General features: G+C 48.3%; 14 protein-coding genes. 3 read left to right on the top strand and 11 right to left on the bottom strand.

What is annotated here, in order from left to right:
• Positions 1-318 precede the first annotated feature (318 nt).
• Positions 319-1,845 carry a family 43 glycosylhydrolase gene (locus tag VIM72_RS11870; RefSeq protein WP_332003051.1) on the top strand — a complete coding sequence of 509 codons (1,527 nt, stop codon included), beginning with the start codon at positions 319-321 and terminating at the stop codon, positions 1,843-1,845.
• 99 nt (positions 1,846-1,944) lie between these two features.
• On the opposite strand, the gene lpdA is transcribed toward VIM72_RS11870, so the two are convergent.
• The 8 genes from lpdA to VIM72_RS11830 all read right to left on the bottom strand — a co-directional run bounded on the left by lpdA (position 1,945) and on the right by VIM72_RS11830 (position 15,221).
• Positions 1,945-3,348, bottom strand: a complete 1,404-nt coding sequence (gene lpdA, locus VIM72_RS11865) for a dihydrolipoyl dehydrogenase (protein WP_332003050.1) — start codon at positions 3,346-3,348, stop codon at positions 1,945-1,947.
• A gap of 117 nt (positions 3,349-3,465) precedes the next feature.
• Positions 3,466-4,677 (bottom strand): hypothetical protein, encoded by a 1,212-nt coding sequence (locus tag VIM72_RS11860; protein ID WP_332003049.1) that lies wholly within the window; start codon positions 4,675-4,677, stop codon positions 3,466-3,468.
• A gap of 168 nt (positions 4,678-4,845) precedes the next feature.
• A complete protein-coding gene (locus VIM72_RS11855; RefSeq protein WP_332003048.1) occupies positions 4,846-7,191 on the bottom strand; it encodes a PDZ domain-containing protein in 2,346 nt (781 codons plus the stop codon).
• A gap of 15 nt (positions 7,192-7,206) precedes the next feature.
• Entirely contained in the window at positions 7,207-8,640 is a 1,434-nt protein-coding gene (locus VIM72_RS11850; protein WP_332003046.1) for a RagB/SusD family nutrient uptake outer membrane protein, read from the bottom strand.
• 17 nt (positions 8,641-8,657) lie between these two features.
• Complete coding sequence (locus tag VIM72_RS11845; RefSeq protein WP_332003045.1) at positions 8,658-11,987, bottom strand: TonB-dependent receptor; 3,330 nt, start codon at positions 11,985-11,987, stop codon at positions 8,658-8,660.
• 246 nt (positions 11,988-12,233) lie between these two features.
• The gene (locus VIM72_RS11840; RefSeq protein WP_332003044.1) at positions 12,234-13,424 is read right to left on the bottom strand and encodes a FecR family protein; all 1,191 of its coding nucleotides are present in this window, start codon (positions 13,422-13,424) and stop codon (positions 12,234-12,236) included.
• A gap of 79 nt (positions 13,425-13,503) precedes the next feature.
• Positions 13,504-14,073 (bottom strand): RNA polymerase sigma-70 factor, encoded by a 570-nt coding sequence (locus VIM72_RS11835; RefSeq protein WP_332003043.1) that lies wholly within the window; start codon positions 14,071-14,073, stop codon positions 13,504-13,506.
• A 185-nt stretch (positions 14,074-14,258) separates the two neighbouring features.
• The gene (locus VIM72_RS11830) at positions 14,259-15,221 is read right to left on the bottom strand and encodes a hypothetical protein (protein ID WP_332003042.1); all 963 of its coding nucleotides are present in this window, start codon (positions 15,219-15,221) and stop codon (positions 14,259-14,261) included.
• A gap of 211 nt (positions 15,222-15,432) precedes the next feature.
• Here VIM72_RS11830 and VIM72_RS11825 point away from each other — a divergent pair, with 211 nt between their 5' ends.
• Together VIM72_RS11825 and VIM72_RS11820 are read left to right on the top strand one after the other, a co-directional pair.
• Positions 15,433-17,334: a sensor histidine kinase gene (locus VIM72_RS11825; protein ID WP_332003041.1), complete on the top strand. Its 1,902-nt coding sequence runs from the start codon at positions 15,433-15,435 to the stop codon at positions 17,332-17,334.
• The gene (locus tag VIM72_RS11820; RefSeq protein WP_332003040.1) at positions 17,319-17,957 is read left to right on the top strand and encodes a response regulator transcription factor; all 639 of its coding nucleotides are present in this window, start codon (positions 17,319-17,321) and stop codon (positions 17,955-17,957) included. The genes VIM72_RS11825 and VIM72_RS11820 overlap by 16 nt, the downstream gene beginning before the upstream one ends.
• Positions 17,958-17,963: 6 nt before the next feature.
• Here the strand turns inward: VIM72_RS11820 and VIM72_RS11815 are convergent, their stop codons facing one another.
• The 3 genes from VIM72_RS11815 to VIM72_RS11805 form a co-directional block, all read right to left on the bottom strand.
• Positions 17,964-18,623, bottom strand: a complete 660-nt coding sequence (locus tag VIM72_RS11815; protein ID WP_332003039.1) for a response regulator transcription factor — start codon at positions 18,621-18,623, stop codon at positions 17,964-17,966.
• Complete coding sequence (locus VIM72_RS11810; RefSeq protein WP_332003038.1) at positions 18,604-20,526, bottom strand: sensor histidine kinase; 1,923 nt, start codon at positions 20,524-20,526, stop codon at positions 18,604-18,606. The genes VIM72_RS11815 and VIM72_RS11810 overlap by 20 nt, the downstream gene beginning before the upstream one ends.
• Before the next feature lie 130 nt (positions 20,527-20,656).
• A partial coding sequence (locus tag VIM72_RS11805; protein WP_332003037.1) for a hypothetical protein occupies positions 20,657-21,382 on the bottom strand: 726 nt, incomplete at its 5' end.

Genomic DNA, 21,382 nt, shown 5'->3' with positions numbered 1-21,382 from the left:
AAGCTGGCCACCGGGAACATACTCCCGTTGGATGATAAGGGCGTGCAGCAATGGCCTAAAGAAGGTGATGCAGCTAACCTGGTATTGATAGAGGCCAGCTGCTCTGCGGAAGCAGTAGCAAGGATATCCCCGGTAAGATCACTGATTAACAACGGACAAATCGTGTATTAAATATCCTACTTTAAAACTGTGAACAAAATGCGGGAAATTATTTTCCCGCATTTCTTTTTGGGGAGATGTCTATGCACTCTGACAATAATTTGCTATATTAGAATGATACAATAGTTTTCCCACGTTAACAGTTAATCCACGTAATCCATGAAAGAAAATCCTATCTATTTGTTTGCCTGGGCATGTCTTGCCCTTTGTTTCGCCTGTAAAAAAATGAGCCCTGATAAACTGACTGCTATTGATGCTGGTACAGCCAATTTAACGCATGGGGCAAATGATACAGATTTTACTATTGAAAACACCTTCATCAACCCGCTGATACCACGTGGCGCTGATCCCTGGGTAGCCCAGAAAAACGGGGTGTATTATTTCACGTACACGCAGGGAAGCAAGCTGGTACTTTATAAAACAACGGCCATGACAGAACTGGCGTTGGCAACATCAACGGATGCCTGGATCCCGCCTCAGGGAATGCCGTATTCAAAGAATCTCTGGGCGCCGGAGCTTCATGAAATCGACAATAAATGGTACATCTATTTTGCAGCTGATAACGGCACTAACGCCAACCACCGTATGTATGTGGTAGAAAACAGCTCCGCCGATCCCACACAGGGCACCTGGGTATTGAAAGGGAAAGTGGCGGATTCCACGGATCAATGGGCGATAGACGGTACCGTTTTCAAATACAACGGACAGATGTACATGCTATGGTCCGGCGGTAATGCAGGCGCTGCACCACAGCGTATTTACATTGCTCCCATGAGCAACCCCTGGACTATCAGCGGCCCTAAGGTAGCTATCTCCAGTCCCACGTATTCCTGGGAGATGAACGGAAACGCCATTAACGAAGGCCCGCAGGCGATCATTAACCCTAACGGGGGCCTGAGGGTAGTATACTCCGGCAGCGGCTATTGGGTGGATACCTATTGCCTGGGATTATTAAGTCTTAATGCGAACGGTGATCCACTGAATCCTGCCGATTGGGTGAAAACGCCTAACCCTGTTTTTTCCATGAGCGCAGATAGCGGAGCTTTTGGTCCGGGGCATAATGGCTTTTTCAAATCGCCGGATGGTACGGAAGACTGGCTCATCTACCATGCGCGCAGTGCTGCCGGCGGAGGGGGCCGGAATGCACGCATCCAGAAATTCACCTGGAACGCAAGTGGCGCGCCTGACTTCGGAGCGCCGGTTAAAATAGGCTCCCCGGTGCCAAAGCCTTCCGGCGAGCCTGTGAGGAAGATCTATAAAAAACAAAACTGGTCAATAGCCGGGTTCAGCTCAGAAGAGCTTACCAACAGCCGGTTGGCCATACGGCTGATAGACGACGACCCGACAACGCCCTGGATAGCGCGTTATTCGGCGCCTGCCACCAACTACCCGGATCATTGGATTGCGGTAGATATGGGAGACACGCTTTGCGTAGATGGTTTTGTATTCATCCAGAAAACCGGCGACCGGAAAATAAAAGAGTTGCAGGTACTTGCCGGTAATGATAACGTTAACTGGGAAGATCTTGGCACTACGGTATTACTTGATCTGTATCCAAATAAGCAGTATTTCAATCTGCCTGCAAGGAAGCAGTTCAGGTATTTTAAGCTGGTGCCAAAATCTGGGCTGGACAGCCAGCCGCAGCCCGGTTTGGCGGAAGCGGGGACGTTTGTACTGGATAATTAAGATGGGGGCGCAGCCCGCCGGTACCGGCGGCTGTGAAACTATATTGGCATGTAACTTTGCAGCAGTCTGCTGCAAAGTTACATGCCTGCTGTTGTTACACTAAATATTAATCGCTCCCTTCCCCGTTGCAATCAAATACGCATCTTTAAGCACCTCGGAATAGGTAGGATGCGCATAACTGAGCCGCGACAGTTCGTCGGCAGTAATTTCATATTCCATCGCCACTACCGCCTGTGCAATCACATCAGCGGCACGCGGACCAATAATATGCACACCCAGCACTTCGCCATATTGGGGAGATACCAGTACTTTTACAAAGCCATCTGTGTCCATGGAAGCCCGGGCCCTTGCACTGGCCATGTAAGGAAATTTACCTACGGTATAAGTAATGCCCTGCGCCTTTAGCTGCTCCTCTGTAGCGCCCGCCGCCGCTACTTCCGGCCAGGTATATACCACTGCAGGAATAAGTTCATACTTTATGTGAGGTTTTCCGCCATGGATCACTTCTGCCACAAAAGTACCTTCGTCTTCCGCTTTATGCGCCAGCATAGGGCCATCAATGACATCGCCTATTGCATAAATATTGGGAACAGCCGTTTGCAGTTGAGGGTTCACTTTTATTTTACCATTTTTTTCCGGTGTAATACCAACGGCCTGTAAGTTCAGGCCTTCGGTATAGGCTTTTCTGCCTACTGCAACAAGACAGTAATCAGCTGTAATTTCCTGCGGCCTGCCTTCCGTATCCAGGAAGCTTACAGAGGCGGATGTACCGTTATTGGTGGCCGATTGCACTTTGCTGCCTAACAGGATCTTAATTTTCAGTTTGCCTAAAGTTTTATACAGGGCTTTGCCTAATTCCCTGTCCATAGTAGGAATGAGGGAATCAGTATATTCTATGATGGTCACTTCTGTGCCAATGCGGGCGTAAACAGAGGCCATTTCCACGCCAATTACGCCGCCGCCGATGATGATCATGGTGTTGGGGCGTGCGGGCAGCGACAGGCCCTCTGTAGACGTGATGATCCTTTCCTTATCGATAGTAACGCCAGGTATGGAAGAGGGTTTGGAACCGGTGGCAATGATAAAGTATTTACCTGTTAGCAGGGTAGTTTTATCTGCGGCGGTTACCTGCAGGTGCGTAGCATCTGTGAAACTGCCGGTGCCATGATGCACATCAATTTTGTTCTTCTTCATCAGGTACACCAGGCCCGTCGTGTTTTGCTTTACCACATCACTTTTACGGCTGATGAACTGGTTGAAATCAAGGGTAATATCGCCCAGGCCAATGCCATGTGCTTTAAACTGCTCTTTTGCCTGGTGATAGTGCTCAGAGCTATCCAGTAAAGCTTTGGCAGGGATGCAGCCTACGTTGGTGCAGGTGCCGCCGAGGGTGTTGTATTTTTCCACGATGGCTACCTTGTAGCCCAGCTGGGCCGCCCTGATGGCTGATACATATCCCCCCGGGCCTGATCCTATCACTATAATGTCATACTGATTATCCATAATCATTGATTTTATCTCTTGTAGCTGCAAAAGTAACACAAAAATATACCAATCGGTATTATTTAAGATAATTTTTTAACAGGGGAGATGTTAGTGTTTATTTCAGTGGGTTAAAATCTATCGCTGGTAAATGTATTCCAGGGCTTCATCTTTATGATTAACAAAACTGGCAGCGCTGTAGGTTATTTCCTTATCGGGCATCAGCGCCCCCTTTTTACCTTTCCAGTTTTCCCAGTACATGGTGGAATAGCCGATAACGATTTTGGTGTTTGGCAGCCGGAAGCCCCGTACTTCTCCATAATGATTGATATTGCCGCTGGTCATCTGGCCTACCAGGATGGCATTGGTATATCTTTTAAATTCAATGGCATTCATTAATGCGGAGGAAAAAGTTTCTTTTCCTATCAGTACATAAAAATGCCCTTTCTTATTCAGATAGCTGTGTTTGATGCTGTCGATGAAAGGCGATAACACGCCCGAATTTCCGCCACTGTTAAACCGGAGGTCGACAATAATTTTGCGGGGATGCAAACTATCTATTTTTGAAAACAGCTCCTGGTTAAATTGGGAGAAGGGATTATTCTCATCATCTATGCAGTGAACAAAGTTAAAGTAGATTATTTTTCTTGCCTCGTCGTAGGCATACCAATAATCCCTGTTACTGTACCTGTAAGGAAGTATATCGTTGTACTGGCTGGCTGTGGCTAGTTTCAGGCTATCTTTTTTTACGGCATTAAGCGTTATGTTGTATGTTTTTTGCCGGGCATCCTGAAGCGTGAATACCGCATATTTATCAGACTCCAGGATACCCAGGCCCTTGAGAAAAGACGGATTATTGAGGTACTGCTGCTGGTAAATATCAAAATAGGATTTGTTATCTGACTTAATTACTTCCTTAAATTTCCGGTTGATTTCATCCACAGGATGCCCGTTGATCGCAGTAAGTTTTGATAACAGCGCTGTTGAGTTGGCGGGGTCAATGCCGGTAACGAAAATACCATCTTCAAACCGCTCAAATTTTACAGGTAAAACCAGCCTGAATACTGGCTCAATCCGGGTATGCTCATCACCGATGGATACGTTTAGCCTGAAAAGCTCCACCATAAAGCTTTCTTCATCTAAGCTATCAATTCTGGAAGCTACGAGAGATACTTTATTTTCAAAATCAGCCTTGCTTATTTTATTGAAAAGATTTTTATGCTTTACAGGCAGCGTATCCCTGTAATACATCAAATCCTCCAGCAGCGCTTTGCCGGAAAGATGTTGAGAGAAACAATGGTTGGAAATTAAAATTGCCAGGGTGGCCAGGAAGCAGGCATATCTTTTCATGTGGTACAGTTTTGCTTGGTAGCCGGAAAGAAGTGGCTACTATATTCTAACTGCGTCGAATATACGTATAAAAGAGGTAAGTTGCTCCCCTGAAAATATGCTTGATTATTTGAGAGCCGATGAAGCAGGATGACGCCACCAGGCGCTATCCTGCTTCATTCCAGTCTTTTATTTCAGTTTAACCTGTATTACCTGTTTCTGCTGGTTCCGCATGATGTCCACCGGGATTTTACCTTTCTCTTTTGCTGCCTGCAAAATTTCCAGCAGGTGTTTTGGGGAGGTTACTTTAATACCGTTAGCCGTGCAGATAACGTCCCTGGCCCGGATGCCGGAAGCGGCCAGCATACTGTTCTCCCCAACCGACACCACGATGGCGCCGGATTCATCCTGCAGGCCGTAAGCGGAACGTTCTTCCATGCTTTCCACCGATTTTACTATACCTCCCAGGAAAGGGAGTTCTGCGGATTTTGGGGCTTGTTGCGCTTTATCCATTACCAGGGCCGGGATCACCGGTTGCAGGGCCAGCGCTTTTAAACCGGGCTCCTGTACCCCAAAGCTATCCATGGCAAAGTTTTTAAAGCCAATGCGAAGTGCAGGGGAATTGGGAGATACTGTATAGTCGCCCGTTTCAGGGTGAAGGAACTGTGGGTCGCCGGCAATGCTATGTGCATCTGTTCCGTTGCTGTGGGCCAGTTCCAACGCTGCTTCATCAGGGAACAGGTTATCGTCTACCTGCCGGCCCCAGTCTTTCACCTGTATAGGGAAGTATTTGCGCATCACTATGTTATTTTCAAACACATCCTGGCTGTTGGCAAACCATACATGCGGATGAAAAGAATTATTGACCATGATATTATTTTTCACCACGCGGTTAAATCCTTCCCGGAGCTTCAAACCGCCATTGAGGCAAACATTGTTATAGATCTTGTAATTGGAAGAGCCATCGTCCAGGTCTATGTCCCAACCGTGATCGCAGCGGAACCGGTTATTGCGGATGATCACCGGCCGGATAGCGTCCAACTTCACCAGTTCGGGGTGGGCGGCAGTAATGCTGTCCATATAACCCCTGTCCGGCGCCCAGTAACGGTCACGCCCCCACGAATTGAACGCACCATGGTCACCTGTTTCCAGCACGGTATTAAACACATCGTTGTATTCCAGCACGTGGCCGCCGAAGCAGCCGTCGCCGATATTGAGACCGGCGCGGGGGGTATGATAAATGCTGTTATGGCTCACGGTAATGCCTGAAGAAACGGTAATTTCCACCCCTGTTGCCTGCTTTTCAATTTCACCCACATGATGAATAAGGCTATTGGTGACTACACATTCCTGCGGATAATTATTGCTGAGCGGACCGGGTGTTTTATCCAGCTGATCATACGGCGTAAACTCCTCGTAGCGGAAATTGGGTGAGCGCACTGCTTTCATGTCTCCAATAAAACAAACGGCGCTGGCGCCAATATCATGGATGTAACAGGCACTGATGGTATCATGATAATTATAGTTGCTCAGCATAATAGCATTGCCGCCAAGATCAGCAAATTCACAATGACTGATACTGCAGTTTTCCGTTCCATCAAACAATACGGCCCCGCCCCGATAAATGGTCCAGTCGCTACGCAGCAGCTGTTCCTTTGTATCCATAAAAGAGCGCTCGTTATGCACAAACTGCAGCCCTTTTAAACTAACATTCCGCACGGGTTTGCCGGCGCTGCCTTTCAGCACAATGCTGTTTTTCAGGTGTGATGCTTCTATCCGTGCATCTGCCAGCGACAGGCCGGCAGGAGGATAATAATACAACAAGCGGGCTTTGCTGTCAAGGTACCATTCGCCTACAGTATCCAGCTCCTGGAGGTTGTTTTCCACAAACCGCAGCGTTGCGTGCATTTTATTAGGGCGGTTGTTTTGCCATCCGCCTTCCAGCAGGGGTTGCCCATCCTTCATGCCGGTGATGCGGTAATGAAAGCCGCCCCAGTCGTATGCATGAATGGCATGCACATACCCATTTTCCGGGTGCTCCCATTTGGCGGCACGCTCTACTGCATCGGCAGCGGTGCCATGAAACACTTTGGCGGCGGGATCGTAATTGGGATAACGGGCCAGTACCTGCAACTGCCCGTTTACATACAATCTCTCAAAAGAAATACCGGCAGGCACTGTTGCTGAAAAAATGCCATTCTTATAAGGTTTCCATTTAAGCGAAAGCGGCCGCCCTGCACTGATGAAAACTTTCTCTTTATTAAATGCACTTATCTCCAGGCTTTGGCAGGCCATGTCTTCCGCTTTCAGTGTAACTTCCTTTTCGAGGTAGTAAGTGCCTCCGTGAAGGAGGATCAATACCCGCTGCCCTTTTTGTTTTATCGCCCGGGAAACCGCGCCGGCCAATGTTTTCATTGGCCGGGCTTCATTGCCTGTATGGGTATCATTTCCCGAAGGGGAAACATGATAGGAGATTTGTGCATTTACCTGTTGCATCATCAACAAGGCACAACAAATGTGAAAGAGTTGCTTCATACGTTCTTAAATATACTACTGGTATTGTGGATTTTGCTGTATGTTATTATTGGTGATCTCCTGGGCAGGTATGAGCCAGGTTTGGTTGTATACGCCTATCGGCACGCTCAGAGAGCTTCCCCTCAGTGTTTGAATCCGCTGGAAAGTATTGCTGCGTTTCAGATCAAACCAGGCATTGCCTTCGCTGCTCAGTTCCCATTTGCGCTCCATGAGCACGGCTTCACGGAACTGCTCTTTGGAAAGATTGGCAAGATCCGGTACGGCAGCGGGATTGTTTTTGTCGGCCCTCGCGCGCCAGCGGATCTTGTTGATATACTGGTACGCCTGTGCAGGCCCGTTCACTTCATTTTCTGCTTCTGCCGCCACCAGGTACATTTCTCCCAGCCGTAAAATAGGGAAGGCATAAGGCACCAGGATAGTAGAAGGACCAATATTCTGATCTACCGCTGACAAATCCACAAACTTCGTGAAGAAAGGAGGCAGCTTGCCTCCGGCCGGTGAAGGATAATTGATCTTAACGCCCCATTGCTTACGCTGATCGCCGTTGGGGTAGCTGTCAATAAACCAGGTAGCTGGCAGCAGCATGGGAAGATAACCGGGAGAAGGACAGGCATAACCGTGCATCGGTCCACCAGACCTGCCGGGAATGTACTGCTTTTCCCAGATAGATTCCGAAGTATAAGCTACGTTATGAAAAACATCGGCATAGTTCTCTTTCAGACTGAATTTACCGGAAGAGATCACGGCCAGCGCCATGTCACGTGCCTTTGCATAGTTCTCTGTTTTGCGGAGCGGGTTACCTGCCATCGCCAGGTAAACTTTTGCCAGCGTGGCGGTGGCTACCAGTTTGTACACGCGTCCTTGCTGTGGCGCTATTTCGGGGAGATTGGCCGCTGCAAAATCCAGGTCGGCTAACAGTTGCGCATATACGTCGGCCTGCGGTGTACGGGGCAGTTGCACCTCTTTATAGTTGGTGGCTGCTTTTAAAGGCATGGGTACGTCTCCGAACATCTGCACCAGGTAAAAAAAGGCATACCCTCTTAAGAAGCGGGCCTCTGCAGTGAGCTGCGTTTTCTTTGTATCGCTGAGAGGCGCTGCCGGCAACTGTTCCAGGATAAAGTTGGCGTTTTTGATCATGCCATAGGGCCTGCTCCAGGCCGTGCCGGAGGCGTAGAAGTTGGCAGATGGCTGGTTCTGATAGATGGGGAGCACCTGTTCTCCCGGCTGCGGTGTGCCGTATATATCGGAGAACATATCGTTCAGTTCAGGTACATATAGCGGCAGCCCGCTGTACACGCCAATTACGGCCGATTCATAACTTTCCGGGTTAGTAAAAAATGTGCCCGGGCTGATAGAAGATTGCGGGTGCTCTTCCAGTGTTTTCTTACAGGAAGAAAATAAAAATGCAGCACCGCATATAATGATAAAGTATAAAAAGCAGGATTTCATCTCTCCACATTTTAATATTAAAAATTAACTTTAGCGCCTACCGTAATGGATTTGGTAGAAGGGTAGTTCCCCCTGTCCCAACCGTTAATGGTTGGAACGGCCCATGATACTTCCGGGTCATAACCGGAATAATTGGTGAGCGTTAACCAGTTTTGTGCGCTCACATATACCCGTATCCCGGATAATTTTGCGAAGGATAATTGTTTGGCAGAGAAAGTATAACCAATGGTGATATCCCTGAGCCGGAGGTAGGAGCCGTCTTCCACCCATAAGGTATTGGCATAATCGCGGATAGAGTTACCGCTGTTCACCGAAGGTTTATCAATAGTGTTGCTGCTGCCTGCGCCCTGCCACCTGTTGTCGAATGCGGCTTTGGTAGGCGTCCATTTTCCATTCATGGTGATATTGTATTTTCTAAATTCGTTTACAATATCATTGCCATAGGACCCTACAAATAGTATAGAGAGATCAAAGTTCTTATAAGTGAAATTATTGTTGAAGCCAAAGGTGAACTTAGGCTCCAGGTGAGAAATCACGGTGCGGTCGTCCTGGTCGTTCACAGTGCCTTTTCCATCCCGGTTTTTGAATTTGTAGTCGCCCGCATGTTTGGATGGCTCTCCATTGGCAATGGCTTCCTGGTCCGTTTGATACACGCCTTCTACGGTATAGCCATACAGCTGCATCATCGACTGCCCCACAATAGTAGGAAACCAGTTGCCGCCGGCGCCTATTTCCTTGTAGGTAATTTTATTGCCTTGTGCATCCACACCCAGGTCCAGTACTTCCGTACGGTTCCTGGTAAAAGTGAGGGCAGATTCCCAGGTGAAGGCGCCGCGGATATTTTCTGTATTCAGCTGGAATTCAAAACCCCTGTTTTCAATGGCGCCTACATTCTGAATAACGGAGCCATAGCCGCTGGAAGAGGGCAGGCTTACGGACAGTAATAAATCGTTGGTGCGTTTACGGTAGTAATCAGCAGTGAGCGCAATCCTGTTGCCCAGCATACCAAAATCAAAGCCGGCATCCAGTTGCCTGGTGGTTTCCCATTTCAACGCGGGATTAGCCAACGAGGAAGGAATAAAGCCATTGTATTGGGCATTATTGAGCACTACAGCCGTAGCGCTCATTGTAGCCAGTGTCTGATAGGGATTAATGGCCTGGTTACCGGCGGTACCATAACTGAGGCGGAGTTTCAGGTTGGAAACAGTGTTGCTGTTACGCAGAAAATCTTCCCGTGATACATTCCATGCCAGCGCAGCGGAGGGGAAGAAGGCGAATTTGTTTTCCACGCCAAACTTGGACGCGCCATCGTAACGGCCCGTAACAGTGGCATAGTATTTTCCTTTGTAATTGTAATTGATCCTGCCGAGATACGACACCAGTTTGTAATCACTGTAACCGCTGGAAGGTTGTGCCGGCACTGCCGCTGCGCCGATGTTATTGTTCTTGTAAAGATCAGAGATAAAGCCTTTGGCATCGCCGGTGGCGGTGCTTTCACTGCTGCTCTGCTGGTAGGTGATACCGCCTACTGCATCCAGTGTATGTTCGCCAAAGGTTTTATTATAGCTCAGGGTATTTTCATTGATAAAAGTGAGATTATTGTTAAATGTTCTGTGCGCGATACCGGAAACCGGGTTGCCGTCTTTATCAGTACTGCGGCCAATAGTGATGGTGCCAGGCGCATAGTAATCATCTTTGCTGTCGTTCTTATCAATACCGGCAGAGAGCTTCAATACCAATCCGGGTACAATTTTATAATTGAGCGCTACATTGCCGATAATGCGCATAGCGTTACTGGGTTGGTATAGTTCCCTGGAGATGCCTACGGGGTTGCTTTCGCCCCAGGGTACGCCGGTAAAGCGGGTGTACGAACCATCGGGGTTGTACACTGGCTGTGTGGGCGGGATCACCATGGTGGTCCATGGAACGCCGCCACCGCCTTCAGCACCCTGGTACTGGGCCTGGGAGTATTTTGACTGTTGAAGCGATAAACTGGAAGTCACATTGAAATGTTCTGATAATTGCTGATCCAGGTTTACGCGGAAGGAGAATCTTCTGAAAGATGAATTTTCGATGATACCATCCTGGTTGAAATAACCAAAGGAGGTAAAGTATTTGGTATTTTCGTTTCCGCCGGATACTGATATGTTATGATCCTGCACGGGGGCTTTGCGGTACACCAGGTTTTGCCAGTCGTTTCCCTTGTTGCTTAAAGAGTCTATCTGTGCATCGGTCCAGGGGAGTGGCGTACCGTCGTTTTTAGCGACTTCATTCTGCAGCGTAGCAAATTCACGCGCGTTGATGAGATCAATTTTTTTGCGGAGCTGTTGTTGGCCGTAATACCCGCTGTAAGCCACTCTTGCTTTTCCTGTTTTACCTCTTTTAGTAGTGATCATCACTACGCCATTAGCGCCCCTGGAACCATAGATCGCGGTTGCGGAGGCATCTTTCAGTACTTCCATTCTTTCAATATCATCGGGGTTCAGCTGTGCGGTGAGGCCATCAAGCGGGAGGCCATCCACTACATAGAGCGGGTTGCTGCTGGCGCCGATGGAGGTAGTTCCCCTGATCTTGATGCGCATAAATTCGCCGGGCTGCCCGGAGGCCTGGTTTACCTGCACACCGGCTACGCGGCCCTGCAGCGCCTGCGATACGTTCGATACGGCATTTACCTGAGTGATCTGGTCGGAGGTAACGGAGCCCACCGCGCCCGTGAGATCCGATTTTTTGGTGGCGCCATAACCTACTACCACAATATCGTTGAGGGAGCTGGAAGAGGGAGCCAGCGTAATCACCAGGTGATTGATATCTTTATTGAGATCGATTTTCTGTTCGTATGTGGTGAAGCCGACAAAGCTTACGCGCAGGGTATAGCTGCCAGGGGTAATACCGGTAATGGAAAAGGCGCCTTTGGCATCGGAGAGGGCGCCTTTGTTGCCCGGCAGCAGCACTACCGTGGCGTTTTCCACGGGCTTGCCTTTATCGTCCTGTATGGAGCCGCTTAACGTCTGCAGCAGTACAGGGGCGTTGTTTTCCGGCGCTGGTACAGCAGCTGGTTTTTCCTTTACTACGATGATCCTGTTACGGATTTCGCAGGTAAAGGGTTGTCCGTTTGCAATCACGCGAAGGACATCTGCCAAAGGCATATTTTTTATATCCAGCTCCAGGGGATGTGCTTTTTTTACCAGGGCAGCATCAAATACGAAGGCGTACCCGGTTTGTTCCCGGATATGGTCAAACACCTGTTCAACAGGGATCTGGTGGCCTTTCAGGGTAACCGCCTGCGCAAATGTTTTAGCGCTTACCTGAAGGAATGTTAGTAAAAGCAGACAGGCTGTCAGTTTCATAACCAGGATTATTTGTGTGCGCCGCTTCCCGGCATACAGTGGAATTTTGATAATGGAGTGTTGTTCCATAATTTTGTACAGTTTGGATGCTTAAAGTTTCTGTTGGTCAATACGAGTGGCTGCGAAACAGGGGATCCGGATATTCGCCGGAAGTGTTGCAAGCGCTTCCGGTTTTTTTTGTTTCCCCAGGTAACTACATCATGTTTTCATACGTGTTGGCGGTTTAGCTGGTAAATGATCAGGGATTTATAATGGTTGTACGGTGATTGTTCTGCCTTTCATATCGAAATGTACTTTGCCGGTGGCCTGGAGGGCATCCAGCAATACGCTGATGTCTTCTGTTTTAGGAATGAGGCCCGATAGCTTTATGCGATCAGCATCTCCTTTATAGGTTACTTCCACATCATACCATCTGCAGAGCTGGCGCATGATATCTTTGATACCAGCCTCGCGGAAACGGAACTCCCCGTTTTTCCAGGCCAGGATCTCTTTGAAATCGGCTGTTCCCATTTTGAAGCGGGACTGCCCCTGTGGAAGGCTGGCGCGTTGCCCGGGCTTTATCATTACACTGTCTGCCCCATTAGAGGCGGCTACTGATCCCTCGAGCAGAGAGGTGCTTACAGCTGCTTCGTCGTTATAGGCCATGATATTGAATTTGGTGCCCAGTACCCGGACTTTCATTTCATCCCGGTCCTGGTGGCCGGCCACTTTTACAATAAAGGGCATTTTGCTGCCGTTTGCGGTCTCATATGGCTTCACTTCAAAGTATCCCTCGCCGGTAAGACTCACCTCCCGTACAGGGCCTGTAAATGCCGTGGGGAACCGCAGGGAGGAAGCGGCATTGAGCCATACGCCTGTTCCATCGGGGAGGGTAATGCGGTATTGGCCACCGCGGGGCGTGGTGATGGTGTTCCAGGATGCGGCGGCGCCTTTACTGCCGGATGCCTGGTAGGCGAGCGCGCCGTTATTGAGCTTAATCACTTTTGTGTTGCCCTGCTGACTGAGTAGCCCGTTGTCTGCATTATCCAGCAGGATGGTATCGCCGTTGGCCAGGGTCAGCACCGCTTTATTACCGCCCGGGGTCACTTTCCCGGGAGCAGTGTTGTGTTGGGCTACCTGTTTTGCCGGCGTATGCTTCCCCGTTTTTATAAAAAACCAGGTGGCTCCGGCCATGCCCACCAATACCAGGATGGCGGCGACGAGGCGGGTAGCGGTAAAAAAGCGGCGGGTGGGTAATACCGCTGCATCTTCACGGATAGTTTGCTGCAGCCGCAGGTGGATACGGTCGCGTATTTTTTCGCGGAGCGCCTGCGCTTCAGCGGGGATCTCGATGTGATCGTCCGGCAGGTTATAGTACCAGCTATTCACCAGCTGCAGCTCTTCAGAAGTGGCATTGCCTGCCAGGTAATGTTCAATGGCTTGTTGCAATTCCTGCATAAATCCCCAGGCGATAATGTACCTGCCAGTATATAAGTGAACCGGGGGACAAAAATTACCTACGCATCTTCAAAAAAAATTAAAAAAAGATGGAAAAGAAGGAGTGGAGGATATGTTTCATTTTCAGCCGGAGATGCTGGATCGCTTTATTCAGCTGGTTATCTACCGTTTTGGGGCTGATGCCGAGGAGTTGGGCGATTTCCTTTGCGCTCATGCCGTTTTGCCTGCTGTAGCGGAAAACCACCCGGCATTTTTCCGGGAGGTTGTCCACTTCTTCGTGAATGAGCTGGAGGAGATGCCGGTAATGCAGCCTGTTTTCAAGCATAGCATCGCTAGGCTCACCGATAGATTGCCGGTATTTATTGCGGTATTCCCTTTTCCTGAAATGTGCGATGGTCATATATTTCACGGCAGCGGCCAGGTAGTTCTTCAGGTCGGCTGCCTGCAACTGCTGCCGGTTGCGCCATAAGCTGGCAAACACATCGTGCACAATATCTTCTGCCGCCGGCAGGTCTTTAAGACGGTTATATGCCATGCCCAGCAATAGCTCCCAGTAACGGTGATACAAAGCTGTAAATGCAGCTTCATTGCTTTCCGCTATCATAGATACCAGTTCACCGTCGCTCAGCGTTTGCAGTCTCCTTGACATACCGCTAACAATTATACATGAAAAATACCTGCCTTAAAAAAGTTGCTTTGGTTGTTTAACGTGTTTCAATTCCCGAAAACGGGGAGAAGGTAGGTATTCGTTGCGGTAAAATGATGAAGTTGATAAAAAAATATTGATAAAAAAGAAAATTATACCGGAGTTAAGACTGCCTGTGATCAGGCATATCAACGCCACGCCATAATATCGTCGCAAAGTTCCCAGGTGGTTTCGCTGTCTCTCAGTTTTATCTGTATCACGCGGCTGTCGGCGCCGTCATTTACATTATATTGCTGCCCGTCTGCGGGGATAATGGTAAGCTGCCACCGTTCTATTGCATTGTTTTCACCTTCATAGTTGGTGCCAATCAGCAGGTGTTTTCCGTCGGGTGAAAATACAGGATAGCCTTCCTGTTCGTTGCTGGTTGTTACCTGTTTCATATCGCTGCCATCGGCATTCATGAGCCAGATATGCTTTCCGCCGGCAAAGGCAATCTTGGTGCCGTCGTTGTTCACTGCTATGTGGTTCCAGTCGCTGAAGTTGAGTGTGGCCACCACATTGCCGTAGGTATAGCTGTTATTGAGCCGGTAAATAACATTACCAACGGTGCAGAGAATACTTTTATCCGGCATCCAGCAAATATGTCCTTTCACTTTTTTGCCGCCAATGGTTACCACTTCTGTTATCAGGTTTCCCTGCATATCCAGTATTAACAATCCCCGGTCAAAGGTAGGCTCCACCGCAATGAGGGTCATATCAGGTGAAAACAATGGCCGTGTATAGCTGCTCAGTTCTGTTCCTTTTTTCTTAAATTCGGAGAGGGTTTGGCCGTTGCTCATATCGATGATGCGGTATATTTCCCCGTCATAATCATTGGGATCTCCTACTGCCTGGATCATTTTGCTGCCATCGCGGCTGATGTCCCAGGTGTGCCGGTCGGCATCATAGGCCAGCGCTTTTGACCTTACACCACTGCCCAGGTCCAGTTTATAGGTGATGGCCAGCCCTGCGCCTTCAGACCAGTCGTAATAGATACTACCTGTGCCAAAATGATTATTACCGCCACCGGGGCCGTCACCGCCATCTTTCTTGCTACAGGAGGTGAACAATAGCATAATAACTGCTATAACAGCTGAATTCAGGAGTTTCATAAAGAAATATTTATTTCAAAAATCTTTACATTTGAGAGGGTAAACAATCCCCATAAGTATTGATTTGTTGTCTACATGAAAACCCTGAGATGAAATCAATACATTCCCTGATTTCTTACCCGGAGAATTATCGTCATTTTTGTGAAAGAGGAATAACCTTTGTTTTTTATCAGACATTTGTCATCTCTTGAAAAAATATCTCTTACTACTTTTGCTGTTTTTTTCCTCCCACAGCTTTGCGCAGCAAGCGGGGGTACATAGCTATGCGGATAGCCTGGAGAAGGTGCTTGCCGGGCCGTTAAACGATACGGTACGCGCCAGGACGCTTTTCCTGCTGTCGCAGTATTGGGCGGACCTGGACAGTGCCAAAGGCATGTTTTATATAACGGAAGCATTGAAATATAATCCGGAAGATGATTTTCATAATGGTATGGCCCATTACTACCTTGGGGGCGCATTGATGGAATATGATATTCCCCGTTCACAAAAGGAATACCGGCAGGCCGTGCAATTGCTGCAAAATGTTCCCGGGCAGCAGGGCTACGGGTTATTGGCAAAGGCATGGCATAACCTTGGTATACTTGAAGAGCGCAATGGTAATGAAAGAGCGTTTGCAGATATATTGTTGAATAAGGCCATTCCCCTGGCCGTAAAGGCAGATGATACAGATCATGTGGGCCTGTGTTATTTAAGTCTTGGGGTGGTATTCAGCAACATTTTTGACTACGACAGATCCACGGAGTATTACAAAAAGGCAATAGCCATATTCAGGAAGAAAGGCCCCACGAATGAAAAGCTGCTGGACTGTTACAGCAACATCGCCGAAAATTATCTGAGTAAAGAGCACTATAGTGAAGCTAAACCTTTCCTGGACAGTGCAGCGGTATTGGCGCCACTTTATCCGAACTCCATTTATCTGCCGTCTTTTTACCTGGCGCAGGGCAGGTATTACAATGGTATACAGGACTGGGAGCAGGCATTAAGGAGCTTCGACCGGGGAACAGTTATAGCCATGTCGCTGAAAAGGTTCTATGATGCAACTACCATCATGATGGAACAGTACCAGACCTACAAAGCACAGAAAAAATATACGGCGGCCAGGGAGTTGCTGCTGAAGATTTATGGAAGGCCTTATGTGGCGGAGATGCCGGAGAATATGCGGCTGGTATTGTATGAACTGGCAAAAACAGATTCGGCACTCAATAATCCCCGGGAAGCCTATAAATGGCTGTTAAAATTCACCGAGCTTACTGATAGCATCAGCAGGAATGAAACAAATATCAGGATATCAGAACTGGAAGCCAAATATAATTATGCGGAGAAGGAAAAGGAAGTGTTGCGTTTGAACGAAAGGACAAAGATGCAGAAATTGTTGCTGGGAGGCAGCCTGGTCTTACTGCTGATCACCATACTGATGTCTGTTTATTTTTATAAACAGAGAAGAGTTAAAGCGGAACAGCAGTTACAGTCGTTGCAGCAGGCGCAGCAAATTGCCGTGGCGCAGGCTTTACTACATGGAGAAGAACGGGAGCGGCGGCGTTTGGCCAGCGACCTGCACGATGGGCTTGGCGGAATGCTGGCAAGCGCTAAAATTCATCTTTCGGAAATGGAACAGGATGAGAACGGGCGGTTAAATAAAGTGATCGGGCAGTTAGATAGCTCGGTCACTGAATTGCGCCGCATTGCACGTAATATGATGCCCGAGGCCCTGTTGCGGTCGGGCCTGGAAATGGCCCTGAAAGACCTGCGCCAATCGGTGGCCACAGAAAGAATGAGCGTGGAAATGCAGCTCATTGACATAGCCCCGGATTTACCGGTACAGGTGCAACTGATCATTTACCGCATTATACAGGAGCTGCTGGCTAATGTGATAAAACATGCAGCTGCTACGGAAGTGTTTATTCAATGCAGCCAGCTTAAAAATATTTTTTACATTGCCGTTGAAGATAACGGGCGCGGATTTGATGTAAGATCCGTTCCCGCCGATAAGAAAGGTATTGGCCTGGAGAATATCCGGCATCGTGTGGAGTTTTTACAGGGGAAGATGGATATCAGCTCTTCCCCGGGAAAAGGCACCGTCATTAACATCGAACTTTTATGCCGCAACAGTTAAAGCATGTATCTGTAATTATCATAGAAGACCATTCAATATTCATCGAAGGGCTTTGCAGCATCCTGCAGGAAGCAGACGGGATAACGGTTTTGGAAACTTTTACCCGGGGAGAAGCAGCGCTGGATTTTTTGAAATCCCGGCGCGCGGATATCGTATTGCTCGACATCAGTTTACCTGAGATGTCGGGTATAAAGGTATGCAGCGCCATTAAAGAGCTGGATCAAAGTATAAAGATCATAGCGCTTACCAATCATACAGAAAAGAGTGTGGTGATGGAGATGTTGCAGAACGGTGCAGATGCTTATCTCTTAAAAAATACATCCAGGAAAGATCTTGTTGCTGCAATTTTCCAGGTACAGGAAAACCGGTTTTTGATGAATAATGAATTGCAGAAAATATTGTTCTCCGCAGAAACAAAGGTAAAGGGCATTCCCCGTCTTACACAAAGGGAACAGGAAGTACTGAAGTTAGTGGGCGAAGGCGCTACCACTGCGGCAATCGCCAAGCAGCTGTTCATTAGTACGCAAACAGTGGAAACGCACCGTCACAACCTGATGCGGAAATTCCAGGTAGGCAACTCGGCGTCGCTGGTAAAGAAGGCGGGAGAGTATGGTATGTTATAGCACTATCTATTTATCTTCATCTGCCTTCATCAGTCCCATACCAATGGCTTTTTTTATGAGCGTTACCGCGTTGGGCGCTTCAAACTTCTGGAGAAGGTTATAACGATGGCTTTCCACCGTTTGTATACTGATAAAAAGTTTGTTTGCCATTTGCTGGGTAGTAAGCCCTTCGCCAATCAGGTGGAGCACTTCTTTTTCGCGTGCCGTAAGGCGGGGTAATTTTTGGGGTGCTCCTGAGGGAGAGAAGATGATTTCCCGTACTTCATCGCTCATTACAAATTGTCCCTGCAACACCTGTGTTATGGCGTTTTCAAGATCCTGCAGCGAGGCGTTCTTTAACAGGTATCCGTTGGCGCCGCTGTTGAGCATATCGTTAATGATATGCTTTTCTGTATGGTTACTGAGCGCAATTACTTTTGTTTTCCTGCGCATGCGGTGAATGGCCTGGCAGAGATCGATGCCGGACAGTTGTCCCGGCAGGCTGATATCTAAAAAAATAATATCAGCTGTATGTTGTTGCAGATATTCCAGCGCGTCCTGCCCGTTGTTAAAGGCGGCGGCTACTTCCACACCTGGTATTTTCTGAAAAACGGTATTAAGCCCTTCAACAAAAATACCATGGTCTTCTACCAGTATAACGCTAATATTATCTTTCTTCCGTAACATTGATTTCTATGTTAATGATAGTGCCTTTCCCGGGGGACGACTGCAAATCTATTTTTCCATGCATATATGCTAACCTCGACCTTATGTTTTCCAGGCCCATACCATTACGGTTCCCGGAAGGCTGAGGGAGGCCTTTGCCGTTATCTTCAATAGTGATATAAAACCGTTCCTGTACTTTACTGCATTGCAGAAATACTTCCGTAGCGCCGGAGTGGCGGGCTGCGTTGGCCAGGAGCTCCTGTACAATCCGGTAGATCCCGATCTTCTCCTGCATCCGTATATTTTCCCGGAGGTTCAGTAATTCACATTCCACCCGCATTGTTGCTGTATCCATCGTTTTGCAAAGATCCCTGATGGCGTTGACGAAACCGGCGCGTACCAGTATTTCGGGTACCATGTTACGGGCAATGCGACGCAATTCATGTACGGAGTTGTCTACCTGCGCAATCACGTTCTTTAGTTCAATGTTTTGCCCTTGTTCTTTATCGTGACTGGCTACAGAAAGATTTAATTTAATTCCTGCCAGCATTCCACCCAGCCCGTCGTGCAGATCCCTGGCCAGGCGTTGCCGCTCTTTTTCTTCGCCCTGTAACTGTGCTTTGGTGATCTGCATTTCCAGTTCCTGCTGCATGGTATTCAGGCGTTGTTGTTCTCTTTTTTTACGTTGCCGGTATGCATAATAAACAAACCCGCCAAGCAAGGCAAGCAGGCATGCGCCAAAGTATAGCAGCAGCCGTTGCACCTGGTTGCGGTTTTGCAGGCGGAGCAATTCTTTTTCTTTTTCGGCAACACGGTATTTTGTTTCCATCTCTGCTATGGAGGCAGCTGTTTGTGTTGCAAAAACACTGTCGGATAATTGTGCATACTCCAGCATATGATCGAAAGCTATTGCAGGATGGCCCAGGGCTTTTTCCGTTTTCGCCAGTTCGAATAACAGCAGCCTTACATTGGTGCTGAGCGCATAACGTGCCTGTAACTGGTATGCTTTTTCCAGGAAGGGCTTCGCTTTTTCCAGCTGTCCCTGTTGTTTGTATACTTCATACTGTTCGTAAGCAATGGCAGCTGCGTCATACGGCCGGTTGAGCTGTACGGCCAATGTTTCCCCTTTGTCCAGTGAGGCAATGGCCTGCGGCCACTGTTTTAACCGCGAATGGTACATTCCTTCCACATAGTAATAAAAGGGCCGGTAAGAAGAATCGGGGCTGGATGAAAGGATATTGAATGCTTCTTTTAAATATGATGTAGCTGAATCTGGTTTGCCCTGCAGCACAAAGGATTTGGATTTATTCAGCAAACATTCCGCCAGCACAAGAGATCTTTTATGCAGGCTGGTGAGTATTTTGATGGCTTTTTCATAATAGTCGCCTGCCCGTTCATAGTTTTTATAATTCATAAATTCGGCGCCGAGGTCCATATAATTCCATGCTACCCGTTCCTGGTCGCCAGCGGCCTGGGCAAGCGGAATAGCCTTAGAGAGCATGGCTTCCACAAATCCTTTGCTGTTATCCATCAGCTGGTCCAGTGCACCGTAGTTATGCCAGGCGCGCGACCGGTACTGGAAAGCTTCGCGTGTTGTGAAACGTTGCAGTATTTCATCTGCCTGCATGTAATCCCGCTGGCTTTTGATCATGTTGTAGCTGTAGTATGCGCCAGCCCTGTAGAAGTAGGCCACGCCACGGAGAAAGGAGTTTTCTTTCGTGTAACGGAACGACTGTTCCGCAAAATCCACCGCGCGGGCGCTGTCCCTGTCGGCCCAGTAATCAGAAAGCTGGAACAGCAGCCGGGCTTTGGCGCTGTCGGCAGTGGCCGCAGTAACTGCGGCCATCAGGCTATCGGAATAGGAAGCGCCGGGCTGTTGCTGTGCAACTGCATGCCGGGAAAACGCTGCCTGCGCTAACAACATTGTTATAACTAATATTTTTTTCAAGCTATCGGGTGTATGGGAAAAGAAACAGGGCAGCACAGTTGCTCCTGACGATAAAGGGAAGTTCGGTTTAAAAAATCAGACGGCCAAGAGTTGCTGCCCGGTAATTTTACCGCCATACAAAGTCGCCCACTATAGTCGTTCCAAGCCCGTCGGATCTATCTTCTCCTTTTATCTTTACCTGTATTACGCGGTTGTCTTCTCCCGGCCATACCTTATACACCTGGCCGTCGGCAGGCACCAGGCACAGGTGGGCGGCAGTAGTGCCGGAACCAGGAACGCCGGCCCGGGAGTTGGCAGCGATTGCAATGTATTTGCTATCCGGCGAGAAACAGGGTTTTATCTCAGACTGATTACTTTCCGTTACCTGGTGAAAATCGCTGCCATCGGCATTCATTAGCCAGATATGTTTGCCCGCTGATAGGGCTATTTTTTTGCCATCAGGGCTGGCGCTGGCGTATCCCTGCCAATCGGAAAAAGGAATGTCCCTTATTTTGGATGCCGAAGTAAAGCTGGTATTGGTGCGATACAGGCTGCCATTCTTTTTGAACAGGATAGTACCGCCAGGTTCCCAGGCAATGGGATCGAGGTATTTAAAATCATGATCGCTGCCGTAACCGGCGATGTTTTTAAGCACTCTTCCGTTCATGTCCAGGATCACCAGCCCGTCGTCGAACATAGGGGTCAGCGCCAGTTTGGTGCCATCAGGTGAAATATAGGGCAGACCGCCGTGGTTATCATTTGGTTCATAAAAGATTTCCTTTATAGTAGAACCATTGCTGGTATTAAAGATGATATAGCGGGTATCATAAGTGGATGGATCCAGTTGTTTTAC

This window comes from Chitinophaga sp. (assembly GCF_036569185.1).
Taxonomy (GTDB): domain Bacteria; phylum Bacteroidota; class Bacteroidia; order Chitinophagales; family Chitinophagaceae; genus Chitinophaga.
Note: the sequence above shows the minus strand (reverse complement) of the source record. Positions and strands in the feature narration are given on the sequence as shown.

Coding starts and splice junctions, on each gene's coding strand:
- VIM72_RS11870 (WP_332003051.1), top strand. CDS start 319: ATGAAAGAAAATCCTATCTATTTGTTTGCCTGGGCATGTCTTGCCCTT.
- lpdA (WP_332003050.1), bottom strand. CDS start 3,348: ATGGATAATCAGTATGACATTATAGTGATAGGATCAGGCCCGGGGGGA.
- VIM72_RS11860 (WP_332003049.1), bottom strand. CDS start 4,677: ATGAAAAGATATGCCTGCTTCCTGGCCACCCTGGCAATTTTAATTTCC.
- VIM72_RS11855 (WP_332003048.1), bottom strand. CDS start 7,191: ATGAAGCAACTCTTTCACATTTGTTGTGCCTTGTTGATGATGCAACAG.
- VIM72_RS11850 (WP_332003046.1), bottom strand. CDS start 8,640: ATGAAATCCTGCTTTTTATACTTTATCATTATATGCGGTGCTGCATTT.
- VIM72_RS11845 (WP_332003045.1), bottom strand. CDS start 11,987: ATGAAACTGACAGCCTGTCTGCTTTTACTAACATTCCTTCAGGTAAGC.
- VIM72_RS11840 (WP_332003044.1), bottom strand. CDS start 13,424: ATGCAGGAATTGCAACAAGCCATTGAACATTACCTGGCAGGCAATGCC.
- VIM72_RS11835 (WP_332003043.1), bottom strand. CDS start 14,073: ATGTCAAGGAGACTGCAAACGCTGAGCGACGGTGAACTGGTATCTATG.
- VIM72_RS11830 (WP_332003042.1), bottom strand. CDS start 15,221: ATGAAACTCCTGAATTCAGCTGTTATAGCAGTTATTATGCTATTGTTC.
- VIM72_RS11820 (WP_332003040.1), top strand. CDS start 17,319: ATGCCGCAACAGTTAAAGCATGTATCTGTAATTATCATAGAAGACCAT.
- VIM72_RS11815 (WP_332003039.1), bottom strand. CDS start 18,623: ATGTTACGGAAGAAAGATAATATTAGCGTTATACTGGTAGAAGACCAT.
- VIM72_RS11810 (WP_332003038.1), bottom strand. CDS start 20,526: ATGTTGTTAGCGCAGGCAGCGTTTTCCCGGCATGCAGTTGCACAGCAA.